The organism is Mycobacteroides sp. CBMA 271 (genome assembly GCF_009729205.1).
Lineage (GTDB): Bacteria > Actinomycetota > Actinomycetes > Mycobacteriales > Mycobacteriaceae > Mycobacterium.
This window is the reverse complement of the sequence record NZ_VTHB01000006.1, coordinates 80,706-104,242: the sequence shown is the minus strand read 5'-3', so window position 1 is coordinate 104,242 and position 23,537 is coordinate 80,706. Positions and strand designations below refer to the sequence as shown.

The 23,537-nt window shown below is 65.8% G+C and carries 21 protein-coding genes; 7 read left to right on the top strand and 14 right to left on the bottom strand.

What is annotated here, in order from left to right; translation table 11 throughout:
• Positions 1 to 106: 106 nt before the first annotated feature.
• The 3 genes from FZI91_RS16655 to FZI91_RS16645 all read left to right on the top strand — a co-directional run bounded on the left by FZI91_RS16655 (position 107) and on the right by FZI91_RS16645 (position 2,811).
• A complete protein-coding gene (locus FZI91_RS16655; RefSeq protein ID WP_155940219.1) occupies positions 107 to 949 on the top strand; it encodes a hypothetical protein in 843 nt (280 codons plus the stop codon).
• 75 nt (positions 950 to 1,024) lie between these two features.
• On the top strand, positions 1,025 to 2,587 hold the full coding sequence (locus FZI91_RS16650) for a cytochrome P450 (RefSeq protein ID WP_155940452.1): 1,563 nt from the start codon (positions 1,025 to 1,027) through the stop codon (positions 2,585 to 2,587).
• Positions 2,587 to 2,811 carry a ferredoxin gene (locus tag FZI91_RS16645; protein ID WP_239001727.1) on the top strand — a complete coding sequence of 75 codons (225 nt, stop codon included), beginning with the start codon at positions 2,587 to 2,589 and terminating at the stop codon, positions 2,809 to 2,811. Before FZI91_RS16650 ends, FZI91_RS16645 begins: the two co-directional genes overlap by 1 nt.
• Here the strand turns inward: FZI91_RS16645 and FZI91_RS16640 are convergent.
• From FZI91_RS16640 to FZI91_RS24275, 8 genes are all read right to left on the bottom strand, one after another.
• Positions 2,808 to 3,995, bottom strand: coding sequence for an N-acetylmuramoyl-L-alanine amidase (locus FZI91_RS16640; protein WP_155940218.1), 1,188 nt, complete (start codon positions 3,993 to 3,995; stop codon positions 2,808 to 2,810). The two genes, FZI91_RS16645 and FZI91_RS16640, sit on opposite strands and share 4 nt — an antisense overlap.
• A 137-nt stretch (positions 3,996 to 4,132) precedes the next feature.
• Positions 4,133 to 4,462 carry a thioredoxin gene (gene trxA / locus FZI91_RS16635; RefSeq protein ID WP_155940217.1) on the bottom strand — a complete coding sequence of 110 codons (330 nt, stop codon included), beginning with the start codon at positions 4,460 to 4,462 and terminating at the stop codon, positions 4,133 to 4,135.
• Between the two features lie 40 nt (positions 4,463 to 4,502).
• On the bottom strand, positions 4,503 to 5,480 hold the full coding sequence (gene trxB, locus FZI91_RS16630; protein WP_155940216.1) for a thioredoxin-disulfide reductase: 978 nt from the start codon (positions 5,478 to 5,480) through the stop codon (positions 4,503 to 4,505).
• Between the two features lie 114 nt (positions 5,481 to 5,594).
• Positions 5,595 to 6,494, bottom strand: coding sequence for a hypothetical protein (locus FZI91_RS16625; protein WP_155940215.1), 900 nt, complete (start codon positions 6,492 to 6,494; stop codon positions 5,595 to 5,597).
• 85 nt (positions 6,495 to 6,579) lie between these two features.
• Positions 6,580 to 7,164 carry an RNA polymerase sigma factor SigM gene (gene sigM / locus FZI91_RS16620; RefSeq protein ID WP_155940450.1) on the bottom strand — a complete coding sequence of 195 codons (585 nt, stop codon included), beginning with the start codon at positions 7,162 to 7,164 and terminating at the stop codon, positions 6,580 to 6,582.
• A 251-nt stretch (positions 7,165 to 7,415) separates the two neighbouring features.
• Positions 7,416 to 10,847: a murein biosynthesis integral membrane protein MurJ gene (locus tag FZI91_RS16615; protein WP_155940449.1), complete on the bottom strand. Its 3,432-nt coding sequence runs from the start codon at positions 10,845 to 10,847 to the stop codon at positions 7,416 to 7,418.
• Positions 10,844 to 13,138: a DUF6049 family protein gene (locus tag FZI91_RS16610; RefSeq protein WP_155940214.1), complete on the bottom strand. Its 2,295-nt coding sequence runs from the start codon at positions 13,136 to 13,138 to the stop codon at positions 10,844 to 10,846. The genes FZI91_RS16615 and FZI91_RS16610 overlap by 4 nt, the downstream gene beginning before the upstream one ends.
• Positions 13,135 to 14,007, bottom strand: coding sequence for an NUDIX hydrolase (locus FZI91_RS24275; protein ID WP_309224104.1), 873 nt, complete (start codon positions 14,005 to 14,007; stop codon positions 13,135 to 13,137). Before FZI91_RS24275 ends, FZI91_RS16610 begins: the two co-directional genes overlap by 4 nt.
• A gap of 63 nt (positions 14,008 to 14,070) precedes the next feature.
• Here FZI91_RS24275 and FZI91_RS16600 point away from each other — a divergent pair, with 63 nt between their 5' ends.
• The gene (locus FZI91_RS16600; protein ID WP_162525952.1) at positions 14,071 to 15,513 is read left to right on the top strand and encodes a CCA tRNA nucleotidyltransferase; all 1,443 of its coding nucleotides are present in this window, start codon (positions 14,071 to 14,073) and stop codon (positions 15,511 to 15,513) included.
• A 51-nt stretch (positions 15,514 to 15,564) separates the two neighbouring features.
• Here FZI91_RS16600 and FZI91_RS16595 read toward each other — a convergent pair whose 3' ends face one another.
• On the bottom strand, positions 15,565 to 16,311 hold the full coding sequence (locus tag FZI91_RS16595) for a TSUP family transporter (RefSeq protein ID WP_155940446.1): 747 nt from the start codon (positions 16,309 to 16,311) through the stop codon (positions 15,565 to 15,567).
• 52 nt (positions 16,312 to 16,363) lie between these two features.
• Here FZI91_RS16595 and FZI91_RS16590 point away from each other — a divergent pair, with 52 nt between their 5' ends.
• Positions 16,364 to 16,696 carry a hypothetical protein gene (locus FZI91_RS16590; RefSeq protein WP_155940213.1) on the top strand — a complete coding sequence of 111 codons (333 nt, stop codon included), beginning with the start codon at positions 16,364 to 16,366 and terminating at the stop codon, positions 16,694 to 16,696.
• Positions 16,697 to 16,787: 91 nt separating this feature from the next.
• A complete protein-coding gene (locus FZI91_RS16585) occupies positions 16,788 to 17,336 on the top strand; it encodes a pullulanase (RefSeq protein WP_155940445.1) in 549 nt (182 codons plus the stop codon).
• Here the strand turns inward: FZI91_RS16585 and FZI91_RS16580 are convergent.
• From FZI91_RS16580 to FZI91_RS16565, 4 genes are read right to left on the bottom strand one after another with little or no spacing between them, the layout of a single operon-like run.
• Positions 17,304 to 18,449 (bottom strand): phthiocerol/phthiodiolone dimycocerosyl transferase family protein, encoded by a 1,146-nt coding sequence (locus tag FZI91_RS16580; RefSeq protein ID WP_155940444.1) that lies wholly within the window; start codon positions 18,447 to 18,449, stop codon positions 17,304 to 17,306. The two genes, FZI91_RS16585 and FZI91_RS16580, sit on opposite strands and share 33 nt — an antisense overlap.
• A 33-nt stretch (positions 18,450 to 18,482) precedes the next feature.
• Positions 18,483 to 19,766, bottom strand: a complete 1,284-nt coding sequence (locus tag FZI91_RS16575) for a phthiocerol/phthiodiolone dimycocerosyl transferase family protein (RefSeq protein WP_155940212.1) — start codon at positions 19,764 to 19,766, stop codon at positions 18,483 to 18,485.
• A 41-nt stretch (positions 19,767 to 19,807) separates the two neighbouring features.
• On the bottom strand, positions 19,808 to 20,587 hold the full coding sequence (locus tag FZI91_RS16570; protein ID WP_162525951.1) for a TIGR03084 family metal-binding protein: 780 nt from the start codon (positions 20,585 to 20,587) through the stop codon (positions 19,808 to 19,810).
• On the bottom strand, positions 20,571 to 21,878 hold the full coding sequence (locus FZI91_RS16565) for an MFS transporter (RefSeq protein ID WP_155940210.1): 1,308 nt from the start codon (positions 21,876 to 21,878) through the stop codon (positions 20,571 to 20,573). Before FZI91_RS16565 ends, FZI91_RS16570 begins: the two co-directional genes overlap by 17 nt.
• A 134-nt stretch (positions 21,879 to 22,012) precedes the next feature.
• Here FZI91_RS16565 and FZI91_RS16560 point away from each other — a divergent pair, with 134 nt between their 5' ends.
• A complete protein-coding gene (locus tag FZI91_RS16560) occupies positions 22,013 to 22,639 on the top strand; it encodes a YqgE/AlgH family protein (RefSeq protein ID WP_155940209.1) in 627 nt (208 codons plus the stop codon).
• Between the two features lie 46 nt (positions 22,640 to 22,685).
• Here FZI91_RS16560 and FZI91_RS16555 read toward each other — a convergent pair whose 3' ends face one another.
• Complete coding sequence (locus tag FZI91_RS16555; protein ID WP_155940208.1) at positions 22,686 to 23,519, bottom strand: DUF4393 domain-containing protein; 834 nt, start codon at positions 23,517 to 23,519, stop codon at positions 22,686 to 22,688.
• Positions 23,520 to 23,537: the final 18 nt, after the last annotated feature.

Below are 23,537 nucleotides of genomic sequence, written 5' to 3'. Positions count from 1 at the left end.
ATTCTGTCGTGGAGCGGAATGATTTGTCTCTAAATGATTGACACATTCTCAAGAGGGACATTACTGTGCCGAACAGACCATTACCCGGCGCCGAAGAGGATTCCTGATGACACGTCTGACCACGGGAGCGCAGTGGGGCCCGCCACCCGTTATCGAATGCCCACCATGGTGGGCGTGGACGGTGGTTGCGGTACTCGCAGGCTGCTTGCTGATCTCGCTGGTTTGGGTGGGATGGATGACGGTCCGCAGGCACGAGGACGCCCTCATGTATTGGCTCATCATGCTCAGCGGGGTGACAATTCTGCCGTATTTTGTCGAGCCGTGGCTCGACGTGATCGGGGCCACCACGTACATGACGAACGCCCTGCCGTATGTGACGATCGCCGATCGGCCCTTGCCGATCTTCGTCCCGCTGGTCTGGGTCGGCACCGCGCCGACCGCGTTGGTGGTCTACGAGATGATCAAAAAGGGTTGGGCCGCTAGGACGCTCATCGTATTCGCGGTGGTGTTCGGGATCATCGAGTGCATTGGCGAGATGGTGAACAGTCACTTCGGCCTCATGAAGTACTACAGCAACAACGCATTGGTGCTGGGCGTTCCGCTGCCCAGTCTGGTGCAAAACGGCGGATTCCTGGTGATGATTGCCTGGGTGCTCGTCGTGATCAGACCGCATATGCACGGATACCGTTGGGCAATAATCCCTTTCGTACCGCCAGGGGCATACCTTGCCTACACCATCATCCGCACACTGCCCAACTACTTCGCGATCCACCTCGGGCTGGGCCCGGCGCCTTCGTGGGGATTGGCGGTCCTCTCCACCGCACTGAATCTGCTCGCCGTCGCCATCGTGGCGTATTCGCCCACCTGCCAGCGGTACCGCGACGAGGTTGGGGCCAAGGTGCTTGGCCCCGCGCGCACCGCGACCGCCCGGTCCGCAGTTCCCGCGTAGTCGGACCACCCGGAAAGGAAACTCATGAGCATTCCGCAGCCGTCGCTCGTCGAGTCGGTCAACGGAGTCTGTCCGATGGAAGGCCCTGCCGCCCAAATCGAAAGTACTCCAGCGATAGTCGGATTGCCGCGGGAGCTAGCGGGAGCATGGGGGCCGTTGCCGTTGAACCCAACGGTCGCCGAGGTTACCGAGATCGGTAGGGCGCGTGGGAAATTCGCGGCTCTGCGGCATGACCCATTGTGGATCGCCCGCGGATCGATTCCACTGGCGTCCAGCATCGTGCGGGGTGTTGGTTCGCCGTCGCTGACACCGCCCGGCCCCGTTGGCCTGCCCATCGTCGGCAGCGCCCTCGACATGCGCCGGGAGCCCTTTGAGTTTCTTCGCCGATGCGCTAACGAGTATGGCGACATCTACCGGCTGCCGTTCCCGGTCGCCGGCCACATGATCGTGGTGAACCATCCGGACTACGCGAGTCAGGTAATGGACGACCCGACCGGTCGGTACAGCATGATCGGTCCGGGCCATGCGGTGGCGGGAATGATCGGCGCTGCCATTCCGATGATGGAGGGGGAGAAGTTCCGTCAGCGCCGGCGGATGCTCATGCCGATGTTCGGGCGACGACACCTCGCGCGGGTCGCGGACGTGATTGCCGACGAGTTCGTGCGGCGCATCGATGGGTGGTCCAGCGTGGCCAACACCGGACAAGTAATCGACGTGCAGCACGCGATTGCGCAGGTGACGCTGCCGGCCTTCCTGCGGGCGATGTTCTCCTCGTCGATCACCGAAAAGGAGATCCACGAAACGGATCTCGATCTGCGGACGTTCATGTCGCTGATGGCCTCCGCGACGCTGATGAGTCCGCTGCCCAACCTAGTTCCGTTCCCCGGGAGGGATAGTGCACCACGTTCTATGGTGCGATTGTGGCGGCTCACCCGACGGCTTATCAAGCAGCGCCGAAAGAACCCCATCGAGACACCGGACCTGTTGAGTCTGCTGTTGGAAGCCACCTACGACGACGGAAGTCCGTTGTCTGAACGGGATCTCAGCATGGAGCTGATGATTCTGATGGCTGGAGGGTACGAGACCGTAGTGGCCTCGCTCTCGTGGACACTGGCGATGTTGTTGTCGCATCCAGTTTGTCTCCAACGTCTGTATAGCGAAATCGACACCCTGGACAACGCAGTGCCCACTCTCGCGGATCTGCCTCAATTACCTTGGACCAAGGCGTGTTTCGACGAAGGCCAGCGGCTGCAGGGCCACCCGCTCAATCCCCGGTTCGCCATGGAGGACGATGTCATCGGCGGGTACTTTATCCCGCAGTACAGCATCGTCGGTCCGTCGCTGTATTCGATGCACCGTGACCCACGGTGGTGGGCTGACCCGGATGAATACGACCCCCACCGATTCATCGACGAGGCATTGGTCAAGAGTCGGCCACGCCTGGCATTTATGCCGTTCGGGTCGGGTCGGCACCACTGCCTTGGTACCGGGATGGCGTATATGAACGCGCAGTTCCTATTGGCGATCATCTTCCAGCGGTATCGGCTGGAGTTGCCCGACGGCTGGAAACCCAAGCATCACTTCAATTTCTCGGTCACTGTTGACGGCGGTGTACCCGTCACTGTGACGAAGCTCTGATGATGGGTGCATCGGGCGGCGACATCTCTATCACCGTCGATCAGGATCTGTGCATGGGCTCCGGATACTGCATTGCGCAGCATCCGGATTTGTTCTGCGTGGACGAAGAAGGAATCGCAGCGCCACGGAACACGGGGATGCTCGACGCCAGTCATGCCTTGGACGCGATCAATGCGGCGCAGATTTGCCCCGCGAGCGCGATCGAGGTGACTCGCGGGGACTAGCCGCCGGCGGACAGTTCGTGGGCGAGTAGCTCGTCAAAGGTAAAGGTGCCGGTGGGCCTGTCGTTCTTGCCGAGCAGGTATACGCGTTTCACGGCTGCCAGGATCGACTCGGCGACCACGTCGCGGTAATGGGCAGCGCTGAGGACGGAGACGTCGTTCGGTGAGGTGATGTAGCCGATATCGAGCTGTACGCAAGGCATCCGGGTCAGGCGCAGCAGGTCCCAGGTGCGGCCGTGTGCTCGACAGTCACGTAACCCGGTGCGCGCCGTGACTTCTCGTTGAATGAAATCGGACAGCATGTGGCCGATGGTGGACACCGAGCCATGCAGATTACCGAAATGATAGGAGGCGACTCCGCTGGCCACCACGGTGGGCTGGGAGTCGAAACGCAGGCTGATCATCAGGTCGGCGCCCACGTTGTTGGCGTAGGTGGCGCGCTCAATATCGGTGGGGTTGTTCTGGATGGCGCGCGAGATGTAAGTCTCCATCCCGATCGCGGTCATCCGCCCCTCGAGGCGACTTGCCAAGTCCCACAAGATATCTGCCTCACTGGTGGGCCCCTCGCGGCCCGGCACGATGACGCCGCGGTCGGTTCCGCCGAGACCGGGGTCGATCACGATGCGCTTACCCGAGAGCTGCGGGCCGGCGTTGCGGACGTGTTCGGTCTCACGGATCGCGTGCGCGGAGCCACCGGTGACATGGCGGCCCAACAGCTGGAAGGAACGCAGGGTTTCGGGCCCGCAGATACCGTCGGCCGTCAGCCCGTACTCCCGCTGGTACGACATCAGCGAGTTGTAGGTCTGCAGGCCGAAGTTTCCGTCCACCAGGCCCGTGTAGAACCCGAGATCCTGGAGGCGTTTTTGCAGCGTGGCCACATCGTCGCCATACATCGGCGCGGAGAACTGGTGGTAAAGCGTGCGAGCCCCCAGCCGGTATGAGGCTTCCTTGAGGGTGCGATAGGTCGCGGGGCCGACGATGCCGTCGACGAGGAGGCCACGGCGCTGCTGGAAGGCCCGAACGGCATCGTGAAGTGTCTCGTCGAAATGGTCAATGATGACGTGCCGGCCGGTCGCCAGCGCTTCATCGGGGTCGGTAAGGAACCCGAGCGCGGTGAGCACATCGCGGACCTCGGTGACAGCGGGTCCCCGATCGCCGTGGCGAATGTTCGACGCGCCTGTCGTCATACTCCGCCTTTCGCAAGAAACCGCACTACCACCGACGCCGGCAGCAACGGTCTGTCGTCTCCGGCGGCAATATTGTCTCAGATGCCTAGGCGATGGGCGAAACCCTAGTACCCATTAACCGGCAAGAGCCGGGCCGGTTAGACCACTCCGTCCAGTTCACGCAGCAACGCCGACTTGCTCTTGGCGCCGACGATCCGCTTGGTCGCTTCACCGTTCTGGAAAAGGATCAGTGTGGGGATCGAGGTGACCTGGAACGCCCGGGCGGTGTCCGGGTTGGCGTCCACGTCGAGCTTGGCGATGGTGAGCGTCTCGGCGTTCTCCCGGGCAATCTCTTCCAGTACCGGGGCCACCATCTTGCAGGGTCCGCACCAGGTCGCCCAGAAATCGACCAGCACTGGCTTGTTGCTGGAGACGACGTCCTCCTGGAACGAATCGTCGGTGACGGTGATGCTTGCGTGGTCGCTCATGGTTCCTTACTTCCTTACATAGTTCGAGTTGCGGCGAAAACTAGGCCTCGATGAGGGTCTGGGAATGGGCCGTCTCGGCGAGCCAGCGTTCGGCGTCAATGGCTGCAGCACAACCGCTTCCGGCCGCGGTGACGGCCTGTCGGTAGGTTCGGTCCACCAGGTCTCCCGCGGCGAACACACCCTCCAGCGAGGTGTAGGTGCTGCGGTCGCGCACCAGCACGTACCCATCGGGATCGACCTCGACGGCGTCACGCACCAGTTCGCTGCGCGGATCATGCCCGACGGCGACGAACATCCCGGTGACGGGCAGCTGGGAGGCCTCCCCGGTCACGGCGTTCTCGAGCTTGAGCCCGGTGACGGAGTCGGTGCCCTCGACCCCGAGGATCTTGGTGTTGGTCAGCACGGTGATCTTGGGGTCTGCGTAGGCGCGCTCCAGCATGATCTTGGAGGCGCGGAACTCGTCGCGGCGGTGGATGAGGGTCACGCTACGGGCAAACCGTGTGAGGAATGTCGCTTCTTCCATGGCTGAGTCGCCCCCGCCGATGACGGCGATGTCTTGGTCCTTGAAGAAGAATCCGTCGCAGGTGGCGCAGGAGCTCACGCCGCGACCCAGCAGGGTGTCCTCGCCCGGTACCCCGAGATACCGCGGGGCGGCGCCCATGGCCAGGATGATTGCTCGGGCGCGGTACACCTCGTCGCCTACGGTGACGCTCTTCACGGCACCGCGCAGGGAGACCTCGTCGACGTCTTCGGTCCGCAGGTCGGCACCGAAGCGAATGGCCTGCTCACGCATCTGATCCATGAGGTCCGGACCCATGATCCCTTCGCGGAATCCGGGATAGTTCTCGACCTCGGTGGTGGTCATCAGGGCGCCACCGAACTGGGTGCCCTCGAACACGATCGGCTTCAGCTGGGCGCGGGCCGCGTAGACGGCCGCCGTGTACCCAGCGGGTCCTGAGCCGATGATGATGAGCTCGTGGACGGCCGGTTCGGTCCCGTTTGACTGAGCCTGAGTCATGCGATGCGTTCCTCAATCCCTAAATAATCACGATCTGATTCGCTGATCTAGCGATGCTTGCGAGTGCTGAAACAACAGCCTAGAGCGGGATGTTCCGCACGGGGCGAGCGAGGCCTAACGGCCGGGTGTCGCGCCGATTCTGGTCTGGGCCACCCGCTGGGGGTCTGCCTGGCTGCATCCCGGTCGCACGGCCACGGCCAACAGTTCACCCGGCCGTTCGGCGGGGAGCACCATGAGTACTGCCGGGCCGTCGACGTCGAGGGTCTGCGCGCCGAGTACCGGAGTAGATGCTTGGAAGCCGAGCCCGGCGAGGCAGGACGCGCGCCGCGCGGGATCCTCGAGTTCGCCGAACGTGGGGGTGCGGCCGACGAGGGCGGAAATCTCGTTCCCGGGGATGGGGAAAGCGGACTGACCCAGTGCGCTCTGGGCGGGTAACGCGGGCGCAACGGGTGCGCCCGTCTTGGGGGCGATCTGCTGAGACAGCGAAGGGCCCGCGACTGCGGTCGTGGTTTCGGAGGCGCGTTGTCCGTTGTGGGCGACCAGAGTGACGGCGACGGCAGCGCAGGCGGCCGCGGCCAGTCCCGCGCCGGAGTAGGCGATCCAGCGTCGCTTTGCCGCCGGGCGGCGACGATGATCCAGTGGAACCGGCCCGGTGACGAGGTTGAGGCTGGGGTCGGCGGGGCGAGCGGAGTTCGCAGCTACCACAGGCAAGGTGGACTTGGCCGACTCGGCATGCAATGCGGCAACGATGTCGTGCACCATGGACTCGGGCACATCGGGTGCCGGGCTGTCGATCCACGCCGCCAGGTCGGCGCGTACGTGGTCGAGCGCGGCCAATGCCTGACGCGCATCCGGATCTTGCTCCGCGCGTTGCCTAAGCACGTCGGCGTCACCGGCGTCGTAGACGCCGGCATGCAGGTCGGCCAAGACCTCAAGTGACAACGGCACCTCGGCGACGTTCACCTTGTCGAGGTTACCTTCGCCATCGGGACTGCCCGGCTGGTTGCTGACCATTTGAGTTCATTGTTCCCATATCCAGCTATCGTCCGCCACGTTCGCTGCCCAATTCGTAGGCGGATCGTGACACGGCGGCACACGGCTAGAAGTCGATGGATTCCGGTTCGACCGAGCCGGCCTTGTCGAGGTAGTGCAGCGCGACGGCCAGACGTGCACGGGCGCGCGCACAGCGACTTTTCACCGTGCCCTCGGGCACACCGAGCAGCTCAGCGGCATCGGCGACCGAGTATCCTTGCATGTCGACCGCAATCACGGCGGCGCGCTGCTCGGGGGGAAGGCGGAGCAGCGCCTTCTGGATGACGATCGAGGTATCGATGTTGGTCGACGGGTCCTCGAGGGTGTAGACGTCTTCCTCGAGTTCGATCGGGGCGTGGGTCTTGGTCCGACGCAGGCGGTCCAGACAGGCGTTCACCACGATGCGGTACAGCCAGCTGGTGACTGCGGCGTCATTGCGGAAGTTGGCGGCCCCGCGGTGCGCGGACAGCATCGCCTCCTGGAGCGCGTCAGCGGCATCCTCGGGGGTGCGGCTGGTGGCTCGGGCGAGTCGGAAGAGGCGGCGGTGGTGACGACGGAACAGCTGCTCGAAAGCCGAAGGGTCACCCGCGACGTGGGCAGCCAACAACTCGGCGTCCGAGTGTTGAGGAGCGGTGAGAACCCCCTGAACCATGCCCACACGCGCACAGTAATCAAAAAACCGGTGTGGCGTCGACCGCGGGATCGCTCCACAGCAAACTGTTATACAAATTTCAACAATCAGTAACGGCGATTTACGTAACTGACAGCCATCAGCGGCAAGTCAACGGCTTAATTCAAGGTTGCTATCGGGTTTCAACTACCCCGAAAAATATGAGGCCATATTGGCCCGGGACGGCACCGAAAAGCTTTCGGTAATCGCTCGACTGTCAGACGATCGTCCTGCTAGGAGGCCGCGGACAGGGTGATCTCGTTGAACTCCGCGCTGAACTTGCCATTCGTGGTGCCCAACTTGCTGATCCATACCAGCACATGAGACACCTTCGAGCTGTCCGTGATGGGAATTGTGGTTTTGCCAGGCTTCAGCGTTGTGGTGCTAGCTATCTCGGTGGTGTCGTTCAGCGAGCCCGGCAGCGAGGAACTCGACGAACGGATCTCCACCTGTGTTCCGACGCTTTGGGATTCGATTGTGACGCTCTTCAGAGCCGTGGGCGATTGCAGATCCAGGATCAAGCCGACGCCGGGCTTGAACGCCGGGAATGGGTCGGCGTCGAAGTAGACGTCGGTGCCCCAGGAGGTGGACGGATTTCCGTCAACGGCCAACCCCGCATCGTCGGGACGGTCGGCGGCTTCCTTCGGCGAGAACACGGTCGCCTTTACGACCTTGACCGTGTTCCCTGAATCCGACGAGCTGCCCGAGGACTGGGTGGGTAACCCGATGCCGATGTTGATTTTGTCCAGGGGTCCGACGTCGCCGAAGATCCGGGTCACCCACACACCCAGCGCGATGCACAGCGCGATAACCAGAATCCCGACCACGCCGAGACCGATCAGGAAGACCTTGCGGTGCCGGGCCTGTTCCTCAGGATCGTCGTCGAGGTCCTCAGGGTCCTCGTCGTTCTCCGCCGCCGCGGACTCCTCGAATGTGCGGGGGCGGCCGACGTTCAGCGCCTGAGTGGATGCTGTCGCAGCGGGTTCGAGCATGGTGGTGTGATCGACGCTCGCGATGGCAGATTCCAGTCCGTCGAGCAGATCGGCGGCAGAGCCCGGGTCATCGCTTAGTGCGCGCGAGGCCACGTCGGAAATCTCGGTAGGGATGGTGGGTACGACGACTTGTGCCGCGATGACGCGGCCGTCGGGAGCCCGGCTGGCGGTGGGCAGACCACTGGGCCGGCCGGTCTCGGCCAGCGGCCAGCGGCGGGTGGTCAGCGCGTACAACGCGGCGCCCAGGCCCTGGACGTCCTCATCCGCACTGGCCGAGGTCATAGTGGCGGGGAACGCCAACACGGCGTCGCCGTCGATGCTGATGCGTACGCGGTCGGGATGGTCGATGCTCAGTGCCGACCCGGCGTCGAAGGCCGCGTCGGCCGCGTCGGCAAGGGACCGCACCGCGCGGCTGGCACCGACGGCAGAGGGCTCGGTGTCCGCGACCTCGCGCAGCGAACCGCCGCGGACCCACTGCGCCACGACGATGCCGCCGGATCCTTCACGCACGGCGTCGAGCACCCGGGCCAGGCCAGCCGATTCGATCTTACTGAGCCGCAGGGTGTTCGACAGGATGTCCTGCACCTGATCGGGGGTGAACGCGGCACCATCGATGATGGTCAGGGCCACCGGTCGATTCAGCTCGGTGTCGGTGGCCTGCCAGAACTGCAGCCCGTCCGGGCCGCCGTGAGATGTCAGCAGGCGGTAGCGCCCATCCGCGATGCGGGCACCCGGCATCGCAGGTGTGGGGCCCGTGTCCCCGGAAGGGGACCCAGCGGAATGAGGCGCAGCAGAAGCAGCGCGAGTCGATGACCCGGGAGTGTCGGTCACGGCGCTGTCCTTTCTGGTGTCACCGTCGCCCCCGTGCGGTGGCTTGTTTGCGGTTGTCATCCGGCCGTCGGCGCTGCCGCCGACTCGATCACCCGAATCAGGGTACGGCAGGGACGGCCCGGGGGAGTTGCCCATGACCGAAGCGTGATCTTGGAAGCTCGCTCCCGACCGACCGCCGAGGCGACGCTGCAAGATCGCGACCACGCTGAGCGCCTCCGGCAGCTTGACCGCCACCATCAGTGCACACGTCACGCAGAGCATGACGATGCCGATGATGGCCAGCCGCAGGATGGACCCCAGTCCGCCGCCGCGAAGGGTGAGCAGATCCAGTCCAAAGCCGCGGTCGATGCCCAGACCGACGGCCGCCGCGGTCGCCGAGGCGGCGAGGGTCACCAGCACGGTCCGGACCACAGCCGGCGCGATCAGGGGTCCGGCAGCGCGGCCAATGCTTCGCCGCAACAGCAGGTACCCGCAGAGGGCACCCACGACCCAGCCGATACCGTTCGCGGCGCCGAGATAGCCGGCGACGAGGCGCGGATCGTCGGTGAGATGCGGGGCGATCACCGAGCCAACGATCTTCACCGTGGTGATCGCGATGATGACCAGCGTCGGTGTCCACGCTTCGTGCCGGGCGTAGAACACCCGAAGCTGGAGCAGCACGAGGGCGTACGGGATGAGCGTGAATGCCGAAAGGGCAATGGACAGCCCCAAGTAATGGGCCGACGCGAGACTGAAGTTTCCGTAGGCGAACAGCGCGGGCCCCATGGCTGGTCCGCCGACGGTCATCACCGCCACCACCGGAATCAGCACGATCATCGTCAGCCGGGTGGCCAGAGACATGTCTGCCAGCACGGCCCCGGTGTCCTCGGCGGCGGCGTTGCGACTCAACCTCGGCATGATCGCGGTGAGAATGGTTATGCCGACCACGCCGTAGGGAAGCTGCAGGATCATCCAGGTCTGGTTATAGATGATGGGCCCGGAATCGGCTGCGCCGGCGGCGATCCGGTTGGTGATGACGAAACCGAGATCGCTTATCGCCACGTAGGCCACCATGGCCGCGGCCATCCCTGCGAACTGCTTGAGACGGTCGTCGATTCCCCACAGCGGACGCAGCGGGATGCCCTGCCGCCGTAGCGCGGGTACCAGCACGATGACCTGGGTCACCACACCGAGCGTTGTTCCGATACCGAGTACGAGCAGCTTCGGATCGCTCATCCGCATCGGATTGAGGGTGAGCTCACCGGGCATCAGCCAGTACAGAACGAGGGTGACTATCGCGACGACGTTGTTCCACACCGGCGCCCACGCGGGCGGCCCGAAGACGTTGCGGGTGTTGAGGATCGCCATGAACACCGAGGACAGTCCATAGAAGAAGATCTGTGGTAGCAGCAGGTACGCCAACGCGGTGGTCAGTGGCGTGCTGACCTTCGGATCGCCGCCAAGCATGAGTGAGGTAAGCAACGGCGCGGCCAGTACCGCCAGCACCGTCGTCGCGAGCAACAGCGTTGTGGCAATGGTGAGCAGCTTGCGGACAAAGGCCTGGCCGCCATCGGGATCCTCGCGCTCGGCGCGGGTGAGAACCGGGATGAAGATTGCGGTGAAGGTGGCCTCAAGTACAAGCGCGGCAATGATATTGGGTAGCTGATTGGCGGTCGAGAACGCGCTGGCCGATGCCGCACCGAGTGCGGCAGTGATGAGCAGCAGCTTGATGAAGCCGGTGACCCGGCTGACCAGTGTGGCCACTGCCATCGATCCGGAATGCGCGACGACGGCCGCGTCGGACAGTTCCTCGATGGTGTCGTCGAATTCCGGATCGGGAAGGGGGTCGAGCGGCTCTCTCATGGCTGCCACTGGGCTTCGTCAGCCCGGTCGAGGTCTGCGCGGTCGGGCTGGCCGCGGAACCGATGCCACAGACGACGGCCCGTCAATGCGAAAAGCACGGTGGCGGCGCTGATGGTGATGAAGAACAGCAGCTTGCCGTAGGCATTGGAGTGCACCGAGAGGCGCACCGGGTCGCCCAGTGGCAGGCCGTCGGGGGTATGCAGCGTTACGTCGACGGCCATGCGCTGGGACACGTTGACCTCCACCGGCACCTTCACCGGCAGATAACCCGGCGGAACCTCTTGCACACCAACATCTGTGGCGCTCATGCCGGCGGGTGTGTCGACGCGTAGGGCAACTCTGATCGGCACCGGGAGTTCGTTACGCAGGACCAACGGTAGCGGGCTGTGCTCGGTGGCCAGGGTGTAGGAGCCACCCGGGTTGACAACGGTGACGGCATTGAACAGATCTCCGACTGTGCGGCGGATGGCGACGAGGCGTTCCCGGGCGGTGTCGTCACGCGCATCTGGGGGCACGCTCTGGCTGACGGCACGCAAGGCGTCCTGGCGCAGCGGATCGGTGTACTGGGTTCCGGTGAGCCCCGTGCGCGCGTCCACGCTCAGCGCGGCGGTGAGTCCCCAGAGCCGGCGCACCTCGTCGCCCAGCTCCTGCGATACCCAATCGTCCACAGTGCCGGGTGAATCCACCCCGAACGTCGTGTCGATCGGATTGGGCTGGGCGCCCGCGCGGGCCTCGCCGATGACCGTCGGCAGCGGGCGCGCTATCGCGAGTCCGGAGTGCAGGAGGGTGGACGTGGTGGACAGGATCGCGCGGGCCTCGGCTTCGGACAGGTCCCAGCTGGCCGACGGCAGCAGAATCGCCTGTCGTGGGGTCTGTCGGGGAGTCAGTGCCTGCCACGCCATCGCCCCGATGGCATCCTGCATCCGCGCGACGCGCGAATCATGTTGCAGTGCAAAGCGTAGCGATGGGTGCACGTACTCGGGGGTGGTCGGCGTGCGGCCGGTCGCGCTGAGGGCGGCGCCCATCGACGGGTCAAACGGTGCCGCGACGACGGTGTCGGATATCCGGCGCGGGGCGAAGTCGGGAGGTGCCTCCTGGTCTGAGGGCAGGGGCGACACCGCGACGGTTGGCCCCTGCGCGGTGAGCAGGTCGATACTGGTTTTCGAAAGTTGGTCGTCACCAAGGATCGTGGCGCCGCGCAGGCTCGCGATTCCCAGGATCTGGTCGAGTACGTCCGCAGTCCCGGTGGTGGCTTGGTGGGCGAGTCCCTCGTCGTGCATCTGTGCGACCGCATCGAGGCCGGCCTGCGCGTAGGGCAGCGGCGTGACACAGGTGTGTTTGGCCAACGCGCGCAGTCGGTCCAACCACCCGACGGCGAGGCCTTGTCCGGTGCCGGGACGCGTGGGACCGGCAGGATCGGCCGAGTTGTCGAGAACCTGGTAGCCGAGCGTCATTTCGTTGACGGTCACCAGTAGATCGGGATCGATCGCCAGGCAGACCGTGCGGCCCAGATCCCCCGTGGGGTCGACGGCCACGTCGGTTGCGAACTCCAGCGCGCCCAGCAGCGCATCCAACCGGCCACCGGGAGAAAGCGATTGCTCAAGTTGATCGTCGAGCAGCCGCACCGGTGTGGGGCCGCCGGGCTGGCCGGGCACGAGCCGGGGACGGTCGGCCAGCGGCCACAACAACGTGAGACCTAGAGGGCGGGAGGTGTCGGGGGCGACCTCGGGTCCGGCGGCACCGCCGACCGATGGTGGAACACCGAGCACCGGCAGTAGGAAGCGGGCGTCGTCGAGCCGTGCAGCCCCGCCGTGGTCAGGGGTGCCGTTGACATTCACGAGGGCTGGATACACCCCGGGTTTGTCGATATTCAAGGTGGGCGCGGTACCGCCGTGCAGCGGAAAGGAAAGGGTGAAGGGACGCTGCTGCCCCTGTTCGAGAGTCTCTGCGACGGTGATGAATTCGCCGATGGGCTGGAACTGGTCGTAGCGGCCGTGCAGATTCGCGCGCAGATCTGCACTGGTTGTCACGGCGTCGGCGCGTTCCAGCCGGACCACCACATCGGTGACGGGCCGATCGCCGACGTTGACCACGGTGCCCTTCACGGTCACCATCGAATCGGCGGTGGTGACGCTCTGCGGGCTCACCTCGTCGATGAGGACCTTGAGGAACTGGCCGTCGCGGTAGGCCTGAGCGCGCGGCACCGACCACGGTGCGCCGAGCAGGATCAGCGCGAGGACGGCGAGCACGACCGCCGCACGCGTTGCGTTGCGTTGCGTGGCTCGACTCATTGTTGTGGTCCGCGGCCGGTACGCCGACCCGGTGTCCTGTGCGTGCTGGAGTGCGTTTGAGGCCGTCGCCTCGGCGCCGATGGGGGAAGCGGCGGCAACGATTCAGGTCCGCCGGATTGCAGTTTGTCGATGAGATCACCGGCGAGCTTGGCCAGCTTGCGTTCGTCGGCGTACGCCAGGCGGCTGGGCAGCTCCTCGAGCGGAACCCAGGCGACCTCGGTGACTTCGACGTCCTCGTCGGACAGCTCGCCGCCCAGCGAGCGCATCAGATAGTGGTGAACGGTCTTGTGTACGCGCCGGCCTTCGGTGACGAACCAGTAGTCGATGCTGCCGAGTGCGGCCAGCACGCTGCCGCGGATTCCGGTCTCCTCGGCCACCTCGCGGATCGCCGTCTGCTCGGCGGTTTCACCCTGTTCGATGTGGCCCTTGGGCAGCGACCACAACATCCTGCCGCGGCGGTCGGTGCGCCCAATGAGGGCCGCCACCTGGCCATCCTTGGGGCCATCGATCCCGGCGATGACCAGGCCACCGGCCGAAGTTTCGCGGACGGTGCGCAACGCGCTTCCGGAGGGTCGGCCCTTGGTGCGCCCGCGGCTCTTCCCGGGAGAGCCGATGGCTGGGGTAGTTCCGTGGGTACCGCCGGTGGCCGGGGAGGCTGCCGGAGTGCCGGCGCCTTGCTTGCGTCCCTGGGCTCTGCCCTGCGAGCGGTTGCGCCGCCCGCGCCGCGAGCCTCCGCCGGGTGCTGGGCCCGAGCCGGAACCTCTTCGCGCAAGCGGCTCATCGGTGTTTGATTCTCTTCGCGCGAGCGGCTCATCGGCTGGCTCGTCCGACGATCCACCCGTGCGGGAACCGCCGGAGGAGTCAGACACCCATGTGATAGTAGTTCCCGCTACTGAGAGGCCTCGCGATACGCGCCGGTAGGCTGTCCCGACGTGCCCGAATCGATACCGACTGCCGAGCTGTTGGCCACCGCCGCGGTGACCCTGAACCGGCATAAAAAGATGCTGTCGGAGTTGGGCGCCCTCTTCGATTCGGCGGGTTTCAGCCTCTACTTGGTGGGCGGCACCGTCCGCGACGCGCTGCTGGGCAAGTTGGGCACCGATCTGGATTTCACCACCGACGCGCACCCAGCGCAGGTGCAGGAACTGGTGACGGGCTGGGCCGAGGCCATCTGGGATACCGGCATCGCCTTCGGCACCATCGGGGTGGCGCGCAAGGGACAGCGGGTGGAGATCACCACGTTTCGCAGCGACAGCTACGACCAGCAGTCGCGAAACCCGGATGTGGTCTTTGGTGACACCCTCGAGGGCGATCTGGTGCGCCGGGACTTCACCGTCAACGCGATGGCGGTCAAGATCGGACCGGACGGGCCTGGAGAATTCTGCGATCCGCTGAACGGCTTGGAGGCACTGCGCGCCGCCGTGCTGGACACCCCGTCGGCTCCCGAGATCTCCTTCGGCGACGACCCGCTGCGCATGCTGCGGGCGGCCCGCTTCGTCTCCCAACTCGGGTTCGCGGTGGCGCCGCGGGTACGCACGGCACTGACGGATATGGCCGAGCAGCTGGGCCGCATCACCGCCGAACGGGTACAGGCCGAGCTGGATAAGTTGATCCTGGGCGCGCATCCGGTGACCGGCATCGATCTCTTGGTGGACAGCGGTCTGGGCGCGGTGGTGCTGCCCGAGGTCGGCGAGATGCAGTTGACGATCGATGAGCATCACCAGCACAAGGACGTGTACCGGCACTCGCTCACGGTGCTGGAGCAGGCGATAGATCTTGAAGACGATGGCCCCGATCTGGTGCTGCGCTGGGCGGCGCTGCTGCACGACATCGGAAAGCCCGCGACGCGTCGGCACGAGCCCGCCGGCGGTGTGAGTTTCCACCACCACGAGGTCGTCGGCGCCAAGATGGTGCGCAAGCGGATGCGGGCGCTCAAGTACTCCAAGCAGATGGTCGAGGACGTCTCGCAGTTGGTGTATTTGCATCTGCGATTCCACGGATACGGGGACGGAGCGTGGACCGATTCGGCGGTGCGGCGGTACGTCACCGATGCCGGGCCGTTATTGCCGCGTCTGAACAAGTTGGTGCGCGCGGACTGCACGACCCGTAACAAGCGGCGCGCGGCTCGGCTGCAGGCCAACTACGACGGGCTCGAAGAGCGCATCGGCGAGCTGGCGGCCAAGGAAGATCTGGCCCGGGTACGGCCCGATCTGGACGGCAACGCGATCATGGAACTGCTCGGAGTGCCGGCCGGACCGATTGTCGGGGAGGCGTGGCGGTTCTTGAAGGAGCTCCGGTTGGAGCGTGGCCCGCTCGAACACGACGAGGCGATTGAGGCGCTGCGCGAGTGGTGGGCTCAGCGCCCCGGCGCCTAGCGATTTCGGTGTATTGACGCTGCGTTTTGCACACAAAACCACAAAACGCAGTCAGCCGAGCATGTCGTAGCCCAGCTTGCCGACCATCACCACCACGACCACCAACAGCACCACCCGAACAAACCCGGCGCCCCGCCCGAGCGCCATGTGTGCGCCAAGCTGGGCACCGACGATGTTCGCGACGCCCAGCGCCAGACCGAGCAGCCACAACACATGTCCCTGTGAAGCGAAGACGATGAGCGCCCCGACGTTGGTGCCGGAGTTGAGGACCTTGGCGGTGGCCGAGCTTTCCAGGAACGTCATGGAGGCAACGGCGGTCAGCGTGATGATCATGAACGTCCCGGTGCCCGGGCCCATGATGCCGTCGTAAAACGCGATGAGGACGGCGGCTACTCCCAGCGCGGTCAGGGTCGCCGCCTTGGTCCGGGCGGTGTCCGCGGTGGCGGTTCCGAACTGGGGCCGCGTCGCGACGAAAATGCCCACCGCCAGCAGCAGGACGAGTACCACGGGTTTGAAGACGGAGACCGGCAGCCGCGAAGCGGTGTAGGCACCGGCGCTCGCGAACGCCGCCGCGACGAGGAAGGCCCCGAGCAGTGCACGCCAGCTCAGTGGTGTCCGCGGGAAGAGCCGGATCGCGGCCGACGCGGTTCCCGACAGCGCGGCGAGCTTGTTGGTACCCAGCGCGGTTGCGGGTGCCATGCCGGGAAAGACGAGCATCAGCACCGGGATGAGGATGAGTCCGCCGCCACCGACCACCGCGTCGACCCAGCCGGCAGCCGAGGCGGCGGCGAGAAGCAGCGTGAGAGTCGGGGCGTCCACGGGGTCAGAGATTACGGATGGAACCAAATCAGTGCGGTACGCCTCCTACCTGTTTATGGAGACGAATCGCGACGACACCGACAAGCCGAAGGACCGATGGCTGCCGGGGCTACTCGAAGACGTGCTGCGCTATGCGTTGTTCAACGGGACGCTGCTCTACAGCTTCTTCGTGGTGGCGATGTGTCTGGGCTCGGCGTATGCGGCCATGAAGGCGGCGGGAATGGTGTTGGCAGTAGCCGCCGTGCTGCTTGTGGTGTGGATGCTGTGCGGGCGGTCCGCCGCCCGACAGTGGGTGCTCATCGGGATCCTGTTCACGGCGAATACCGCGCTGGTCGTCGCGCAATGGCAGACGGGCGGGTTCTGAGGACATGCGGCAACGCACATTCTGTTCCGGGGGTTATCCACAAGCCAGAAGACGCAGGAACGCGCGGGCTCGTCCGGGGCTCGTAATGGGTATGGACTACTGCTTCGGTGCGGGTGACGGCGTCGTCACCGCGTGGGATGCCCCACTCAATGCGGACCTGGACGGTGACGGCGTACTGGATGCGGTGCGTCTGGACTTCGACGGCGACGGGTTGTTCGACGACATGATGTGGGACAGCGACGCAGACGGGTCGGCCGACCACAGCGTCCTCGATGTGGACAACGACGGTGTCCCCGAGACTTTCTTCACGGACGAGGGTTTAGGCACGTGGACGTTTCACGTGGAACGAAGCGGATCGATCAGTTGGTTCGGCCTTGATGGAACCGAACACGCCGGTGGCGCAGCCGATCTCGACGGCGACGGCACGCCCGAGCAGCTAGTAGACGTGGACGGCGATGGCGACGCTGAAAGAGCTTTTCGTGCAACGGATTCCGGTACCTCGGTCTACGCGGATACGACGGGCGATGGTCGTTGGGATGTCGAACTCACCGACGCGGACGGTGACGGGACCGCCGACGCGGCCCGGGCCCTGGCGCCGCCGCGCCCGTCAGCCGCAGATCCGATCGAAGGCCCGTCGTAGCGCTCGAGTCCACGCGACGGTGGGATCGGACCCGTCGGCCGCCCACACCGGATGGTCGAGGCTGAGCCGTCCGTCGCAGGTGGTGACGAAGAAGCTGGGCGGGGCCGCAGTGGCCCGCCCCGAGCGCACCCCGCTTGCGGAGGCACGAAAGTCGTGAAGCCGCACGCCCTCCGGCAGACGCAGTGCCGGAATGCGGCCCCAATTGGTGACAAGCATTTGATTCGCGGCGGGCTTACGCCAGATGTCCCGCGGGCGCAGAAAGGCATGGTGCACCGTCCGTCGCGACAGGCCGTCGGCGAGCGAGTCCAGCACCGCACGCCCGATCCGCACGGGGTCATCGCCGGACCGGACCGCGATGGTCGCGGTATCGGAGCCCTGGATGACGGTGCCGGCCGCGACCGCTAGGGGCTGTCCGGCGCGGGTACGCAGGTCGACGGACGACACCGCGCTGAACGAGACCGGGCCATCCGACCGCGAAAGGTCGTGAGCGGCAAGCAGGATCGCGGCGCAGACGATTCCGTGCACGGTGAGTCCGGCGGCGCGAGCGAAGTCGAATAGTCGCGCGGTCTCCTCGCGGTCGAGTCGAGTACGTCCATGCCGGACCACGACGGCCGCTGACGTATCTGCTGCGGGCCCGGGCGGCTCCGTGTCGTCGGACCGCGGAATGACGAACCCGCGATCGGTGAGGAACTGCTCCAGCGAGACGGCCAGCGGATGGGCGACGATCGTCCCAGGTGACCCCGTCTGCACCACGCGGGTGTACAACGCGCACAACTCCTCCAGATACCGCAGCGAAGCGGCGGCGTCGGCGACGCTGTGATGAGTCAGCAGGGTCAGCCGAAAATCGTTGCGCTGCTGGGCTATGTCGACGGCGCAGACCTCGTCAACGACGGCGAAGCCCGCCTCGGGTAGAGCGAGGCATGTCCCCACCCGCAGCGCGGGCGGATGCGGAGTGTGCAGTAGCGCGAAGCCGTTGTCGTTGGGAATGATCTGCGCGGCCAGCACCGGGTAGCGTGCCAGCAGCGCGAGGAAAGCGGTTGTCAGGGACTCGATATCGAGTTCGCCGGTGCCGAACGCCGAGTAGGCGACGGTGCTGCGATTACCCGCGAACATCGCCTCCGAGGGGCACAGCCGACGGAGTAACACCTAGCCGAGCAGCCTGTCGAAGGCGCGCTCCAGCGCGGCGGTCTGTGCCACCGTGCGATCGGGGCCGCCGCGGCTCCAGGTCTGATATTCCAGGGCGAGACGGTCGTCGAAGGTGGTGACGATCATGCTCATCACCCCCACGTTGATCTTGGCCGCGAAGCGGTCGTCCTCCATCGCGGCGCCGAAGGATCCGCGGAAGTCGTGCGCCCGCACGTCCGCGGGAAGCCGCAACGGCGGCACCGCACCCCAGTTGGTCACCATGACCGCGTTCTCGCCGATCACGGGGTACCCGCGCGCGAGCAGCTCGAACATCTGCTCCCGCATGTCCCACTGATGCAGAAAGCCTTGGTGGATCGTCTGATTGGCAAGGTTGGCGGCAATCGAATCGAGCACGGCGCGTCCCATCGTGAAAACATCGCCACCCGGATCCACCGTCACCACCGCGTTATCGGCACCCAGGACGTTGGTGCCGCCCTCCGCGGGGACGACGGGATCCAGCCGGGCCCGCAGGTCGACCGCGGACATGAAGGTGAAGGTGGTCGGTCCGGTGACTCCCGTCAGGTCCGCAGCGGCCAGCAGTACTGCCGACGCCACGATGCCGTGGACGGTCAGCCCGTGCTCGCGCCCGAGGGCGAAGAGGGCAGCCGTGCGTTCGGGACTCAGGCGCACGCGTCCGCGCCGCACATGCTGCGGGGTCGGATCGCGCGGCGGGGGAGCGGGCAGCGACTCCGGGTCGGGCAGCCCGTACTCGGCTGGCAGCGGCTGCTTTTCGATGCCGTTCGCGGCAAGGAGCTGTTCGACTGAGCGTGGCTGCGGGTGCACCGTGAGCTCCCCGGCACCGCCGGACTCCAGCACGCGGGTGTACAGCTCGCACAGCACCTGCAGGTAGCGCAGCGAGGCCATCGCGTCGGCGACGCTGTGATGGGTCAGTAGCGTCAGACGAAAGTCGTTGCCGTCCTGCGCGACTTCCACGGCGCACACCTCGTCCTCGGCGACCACGGCGGCTTCTCCCTCGGGTAGCGCGTCGACGGGACCCGTCGCGATGCGGATGCGCGCGTGCGCGGCGGGGGTGAGGACCAGGTCATAGTCGCTGTCGCCGACCTCGCGAATCTGCGCCGACAGCACCGGATAGCTCCGCCGCAGGGCGGTGAAAGCCGTTGTCAGCACATCAATGTCGATGGAACCGGTACCGAGCACCGAGTAGGCGACGGTGTTGCGGACGTCGGCAAAGAGCTTCTCCGACGGATCCAGGGCACGCGTGCAGACGGGAGTTGTCGGTGGCATGACGTCAGTATGCCGAGGCGCGACGTCGTGACGCGAAGGATTTATCCGCGACCCGATCCCGGCGGGCCGGCGAAGGCCTGCGCAAGGGACAGCCACTTCTCCGCGTCGGCTCCGGTGACCTGCAGATCCAGCTCACCGCGCGGTCGCCGCTGCGTCACCAGGTAGCAGAAGTCGAGCGCCGAGCCCGTGACCCGCTGCGCGGCGTCCTGGGGACCCCACGCCCACGTCTGGCCGTCTGGCCCCGTCAGCTCCACCCGGAACGGATCGGCGGGGGCGGGCTGCCCGTGTACCGAGAAGGCATAGTCGCGGGTTCGAACACCCAGGTGCGCAATCGATTTCAGCCGGGCAGTCGGAGCGGGGGTTGCGCCGAGCGCGTCGGCGACGTCCAGGGCATGGGCCCATGTCTCCATCAAGCGGGCGGTACCCATGGAGGCTGCGCTCATCGGCGGCCCGTACCAGGGGATCTTCACGCCGTCAGGAACGTCGCGCAGCGCTGCGTGCAATTGGTTGCGGGTATCGCGCCAGCGGAGGAGCAGTTCGGCGGGGGGAGTCTGCGCGACCTCCTCGGCGGCCTTGTCCACGAACCCGAGCGGGTCGGCCAGCGCCTTGGGTAGTTCGTTGGCGAAGCCCTCCGGATCGGTGACCGCCAGCAGCGACTGGGCGTCCGTCCAATGCAGGTGCGCAATTTGGTGGGCGATGGTCCAGCCCGGCGCGGGCGTGGCCTGGGCCCAGCCCTGTTCGGCGAGCGAAGCCACGAGGGCGTCGAGTCCTTCACTTTCGTCGTGTAGGTCGTCGATGACAGCGTCAGCGGTCGAGGTCACGGGCAGGTCCTTCCGGGTCGGGCTGGGCCGGGCTGGGCCACAGGGTCCGGGTCATGTGCACAATCAAACCGATCAAGTAGATCACCGCACCGGAGAGGGCCAGCCAGTGCGCATGCGTGATGAAGGCGGCACCCACGCTCATCCCTCCGATGAACATCACCCAGAACAGTGAGTCCTGTACCGCGAAAACGTGTCCGCGCAGGGCGTCGTCGATATTGGTCTGCATGCCGATATCGGCGCACAGCTTGATCACCTGCCCGGCCATCCCGAGACCGAACGCGGCGCCCAGCAGCACCGGCATGTACAAACCCGAGGCCGACAGCTGCAGGACGACAGCACCACCGAGTGCCATCCCCAGGGTGCGACCACGGCCGAACCGGCGCAGCAGCGCCGGCGTGAAGACCGTGCCCAGGAACGAGCCGACGGTCGTACACACCATGAACAAGAACGCAGCGCCGATCCCGGCGACGACCGACGCGGTGTTGCGCACCAGCACAAGCATTAGCAAGGTATTGACGCCGAACACCATGCGGTGGGCGGCCAACCCGATGAGCGCATCGAACACCGACGGTGTGGTGATGATGGTCCGCGCCCCGTGTATCCAGCCGGTGGCGATGGCGTAGAAGGCGGAGCCGTGCACGGCTCGTGCGGTGTCATCGGGTCCTAGCCTGTCGCCGTGGAAGCCGGCGGCCACCCGTGCGGCGGCGAGGGCCGGCACGATGACCAGGAAAATGACTGTGGCAGAACCCAAGTCCCCCGCACCGAAGACGGCCCGCAGCATCAGCATGAAGTTGAGGCCCGCGAAGGTTGCGGCGCCACCCACGGCGGTGGCCACCGAGTTCATGGTCGCCACCTGCTCGCGCGGTACCACGTGTGGCAGCGCAGCCGACAAACCCGATGTCACGAAGCGAGTGACGCCGTTGACGACCAGCGCCCCAAGAAGTAGCACCACCTCGGCGGCGCCGAACGCAAGCTCGAGACCCACCATTGTCACCAGCAGCACCCGGATCAGGTTGGCGCCGATCAGGACCGTGCGCCGGTCCCAGCGGTCCAGCAGCGCGCCGGCGAACGGACCGATCGCCGAGTACGGCAGCAGCAGCACCGCGAACGCTCCGGCGATGGCCCAGGGCTCGACCTCACGTTGCGGATTGAACAACAGTGCGCCGGCCAGCCCAGCCTGGAAGAGGCCGTCGCTGAACTGGGTGAGTATTCGCACCCACACGAGCCGCCCAAAGTCGGGGAGATTGCGGATCGCGCGCCACAGGCTCAGCGGCGAGTGGCGCGCAGTCATGTGAGTGAGTCGCTTTCGTGGTGTCGGCAATGGGCTTCGCGAATGGGCGAAGATTGTTTAACACCCACACTACAAATGTGTAGCGGTTGGCCGAGCACAAGTCATGAAACGGCAAACGGTGTCATGATGTTGAGATGGCGCATGGGGACGAGCCCGATGAGGGCGAGGCATATAGCGAGGGCTATATGGCGCCGCCCGCGCACCGCCTGCGGGCGGGAACCTTGCTGGTCGCCAACACCAATCTTTTCGAGCCGACCTTTCGGCGCAGCGTGATCTTCATCGTCGAACACAACGACGGCGGCACCTTGGGGGTTGTCCTCAACCGGCCCAGCGAGACTGCGGTGTACAACGTGCTGCCGCAGTGGGCCAAGCTTGCCAACAAGCCCAAGACCATGTTCATCGGTGGACCGGTCAAACGAGATGCGGCGCTGTGTCTGGCGACGCTGCGGGCCGGAGCGCGTAGCGACGGGGTGAAGGGTCTGCGTCACGTGGCGGGCCGAATGGCAATGGTCGATCTGGATGCCGAGCCCGAGGACATCGCGCCGCTGGTGGAAGGCATCAGGGTTTTCGCCGGCTACTCGGGGTGGACGATCGGTCAGCTGGAGGGTGAAGTCGAGCGCGACGACTGGATTGTGTTGTCGGCGCTGCCATCGGACGTGCTCGACGATGCGCGTCACGACCTGTGGGCCGCCGTGCTGCGGCGTCAGCCGCTGCCGTTGTCGCTGTTGGCGACGCACCCCATCGACGTCAGCCGCAACTGACGTTTCGTCGCACCCATCGAGCGTGAGCGCCACGGCGCGCGCTGAGCTACAGGTCGTCACCGACCGACGGATCGACCGGGATTACGGCCCGGCAGAAGTCCTCACCGAACGGTGTCAGGTGGACGCTGCGGCGGACGGTCTTGTTCGCCCGACCCGCGCGGCGGCACGCTGCGACCACGTCGGGCTGCACCTCCAGCACTTGATAGCGTTCGGCTGCAACGGATTCCGGGGATGAACGGACCAAGCCCAAGCGCACCAGGTTGTTCGTGTAGGCGTTGTTGCGGTCGACGTAGCGGCAGCCCGAGCGCTCGGCGACCATCGACAGGCCTTCGGCAATCATCTCCGAACCGACATCGAACGGCCGGCTGGTGCGCACGTCCAGGACCGGCTGCGCGCCGTGAGCGGCAAGGAATCGCAGGATGCGCGCCTCATCGGGGGCCAGCTGATTGATGATCCGCGCGTAGGCGGGATGGGTGTCCTCGACGTCGGCGACATCTGCCGAACGCCGCAGCAATTCGGCTCCCCGCCGGCGCAATTCGTCAACGTCGGCGGAGCCCGATTCGGTGATGTCGATAGTCACTCGCGATGGGGCGGGGTGTTGCGGTCTGGCGATCGTCAGCCCGGTGGAATCGCCCGGCAGCTCTAGCGCATCGCGGACGGCTCCCAACACGTGTTCGGTGGCAGCCAGGGCGATGTCGGTCGCCGACCGACCGGCCCGCACATCGTCGATGATCTTGGTGCCGGTGGTGGTGGCGATATCGGCCGACCACTTCACCCCGCGCCACCAGGTCTTCGCGGCCAACATGGCCACGCCCTGGACGACGCGATCGGGCCGCAGCTCACGATTGTTGTGCGCGGGAACGGGCGTGTTATTGGTCATCGGGCATCATCTTGTCAG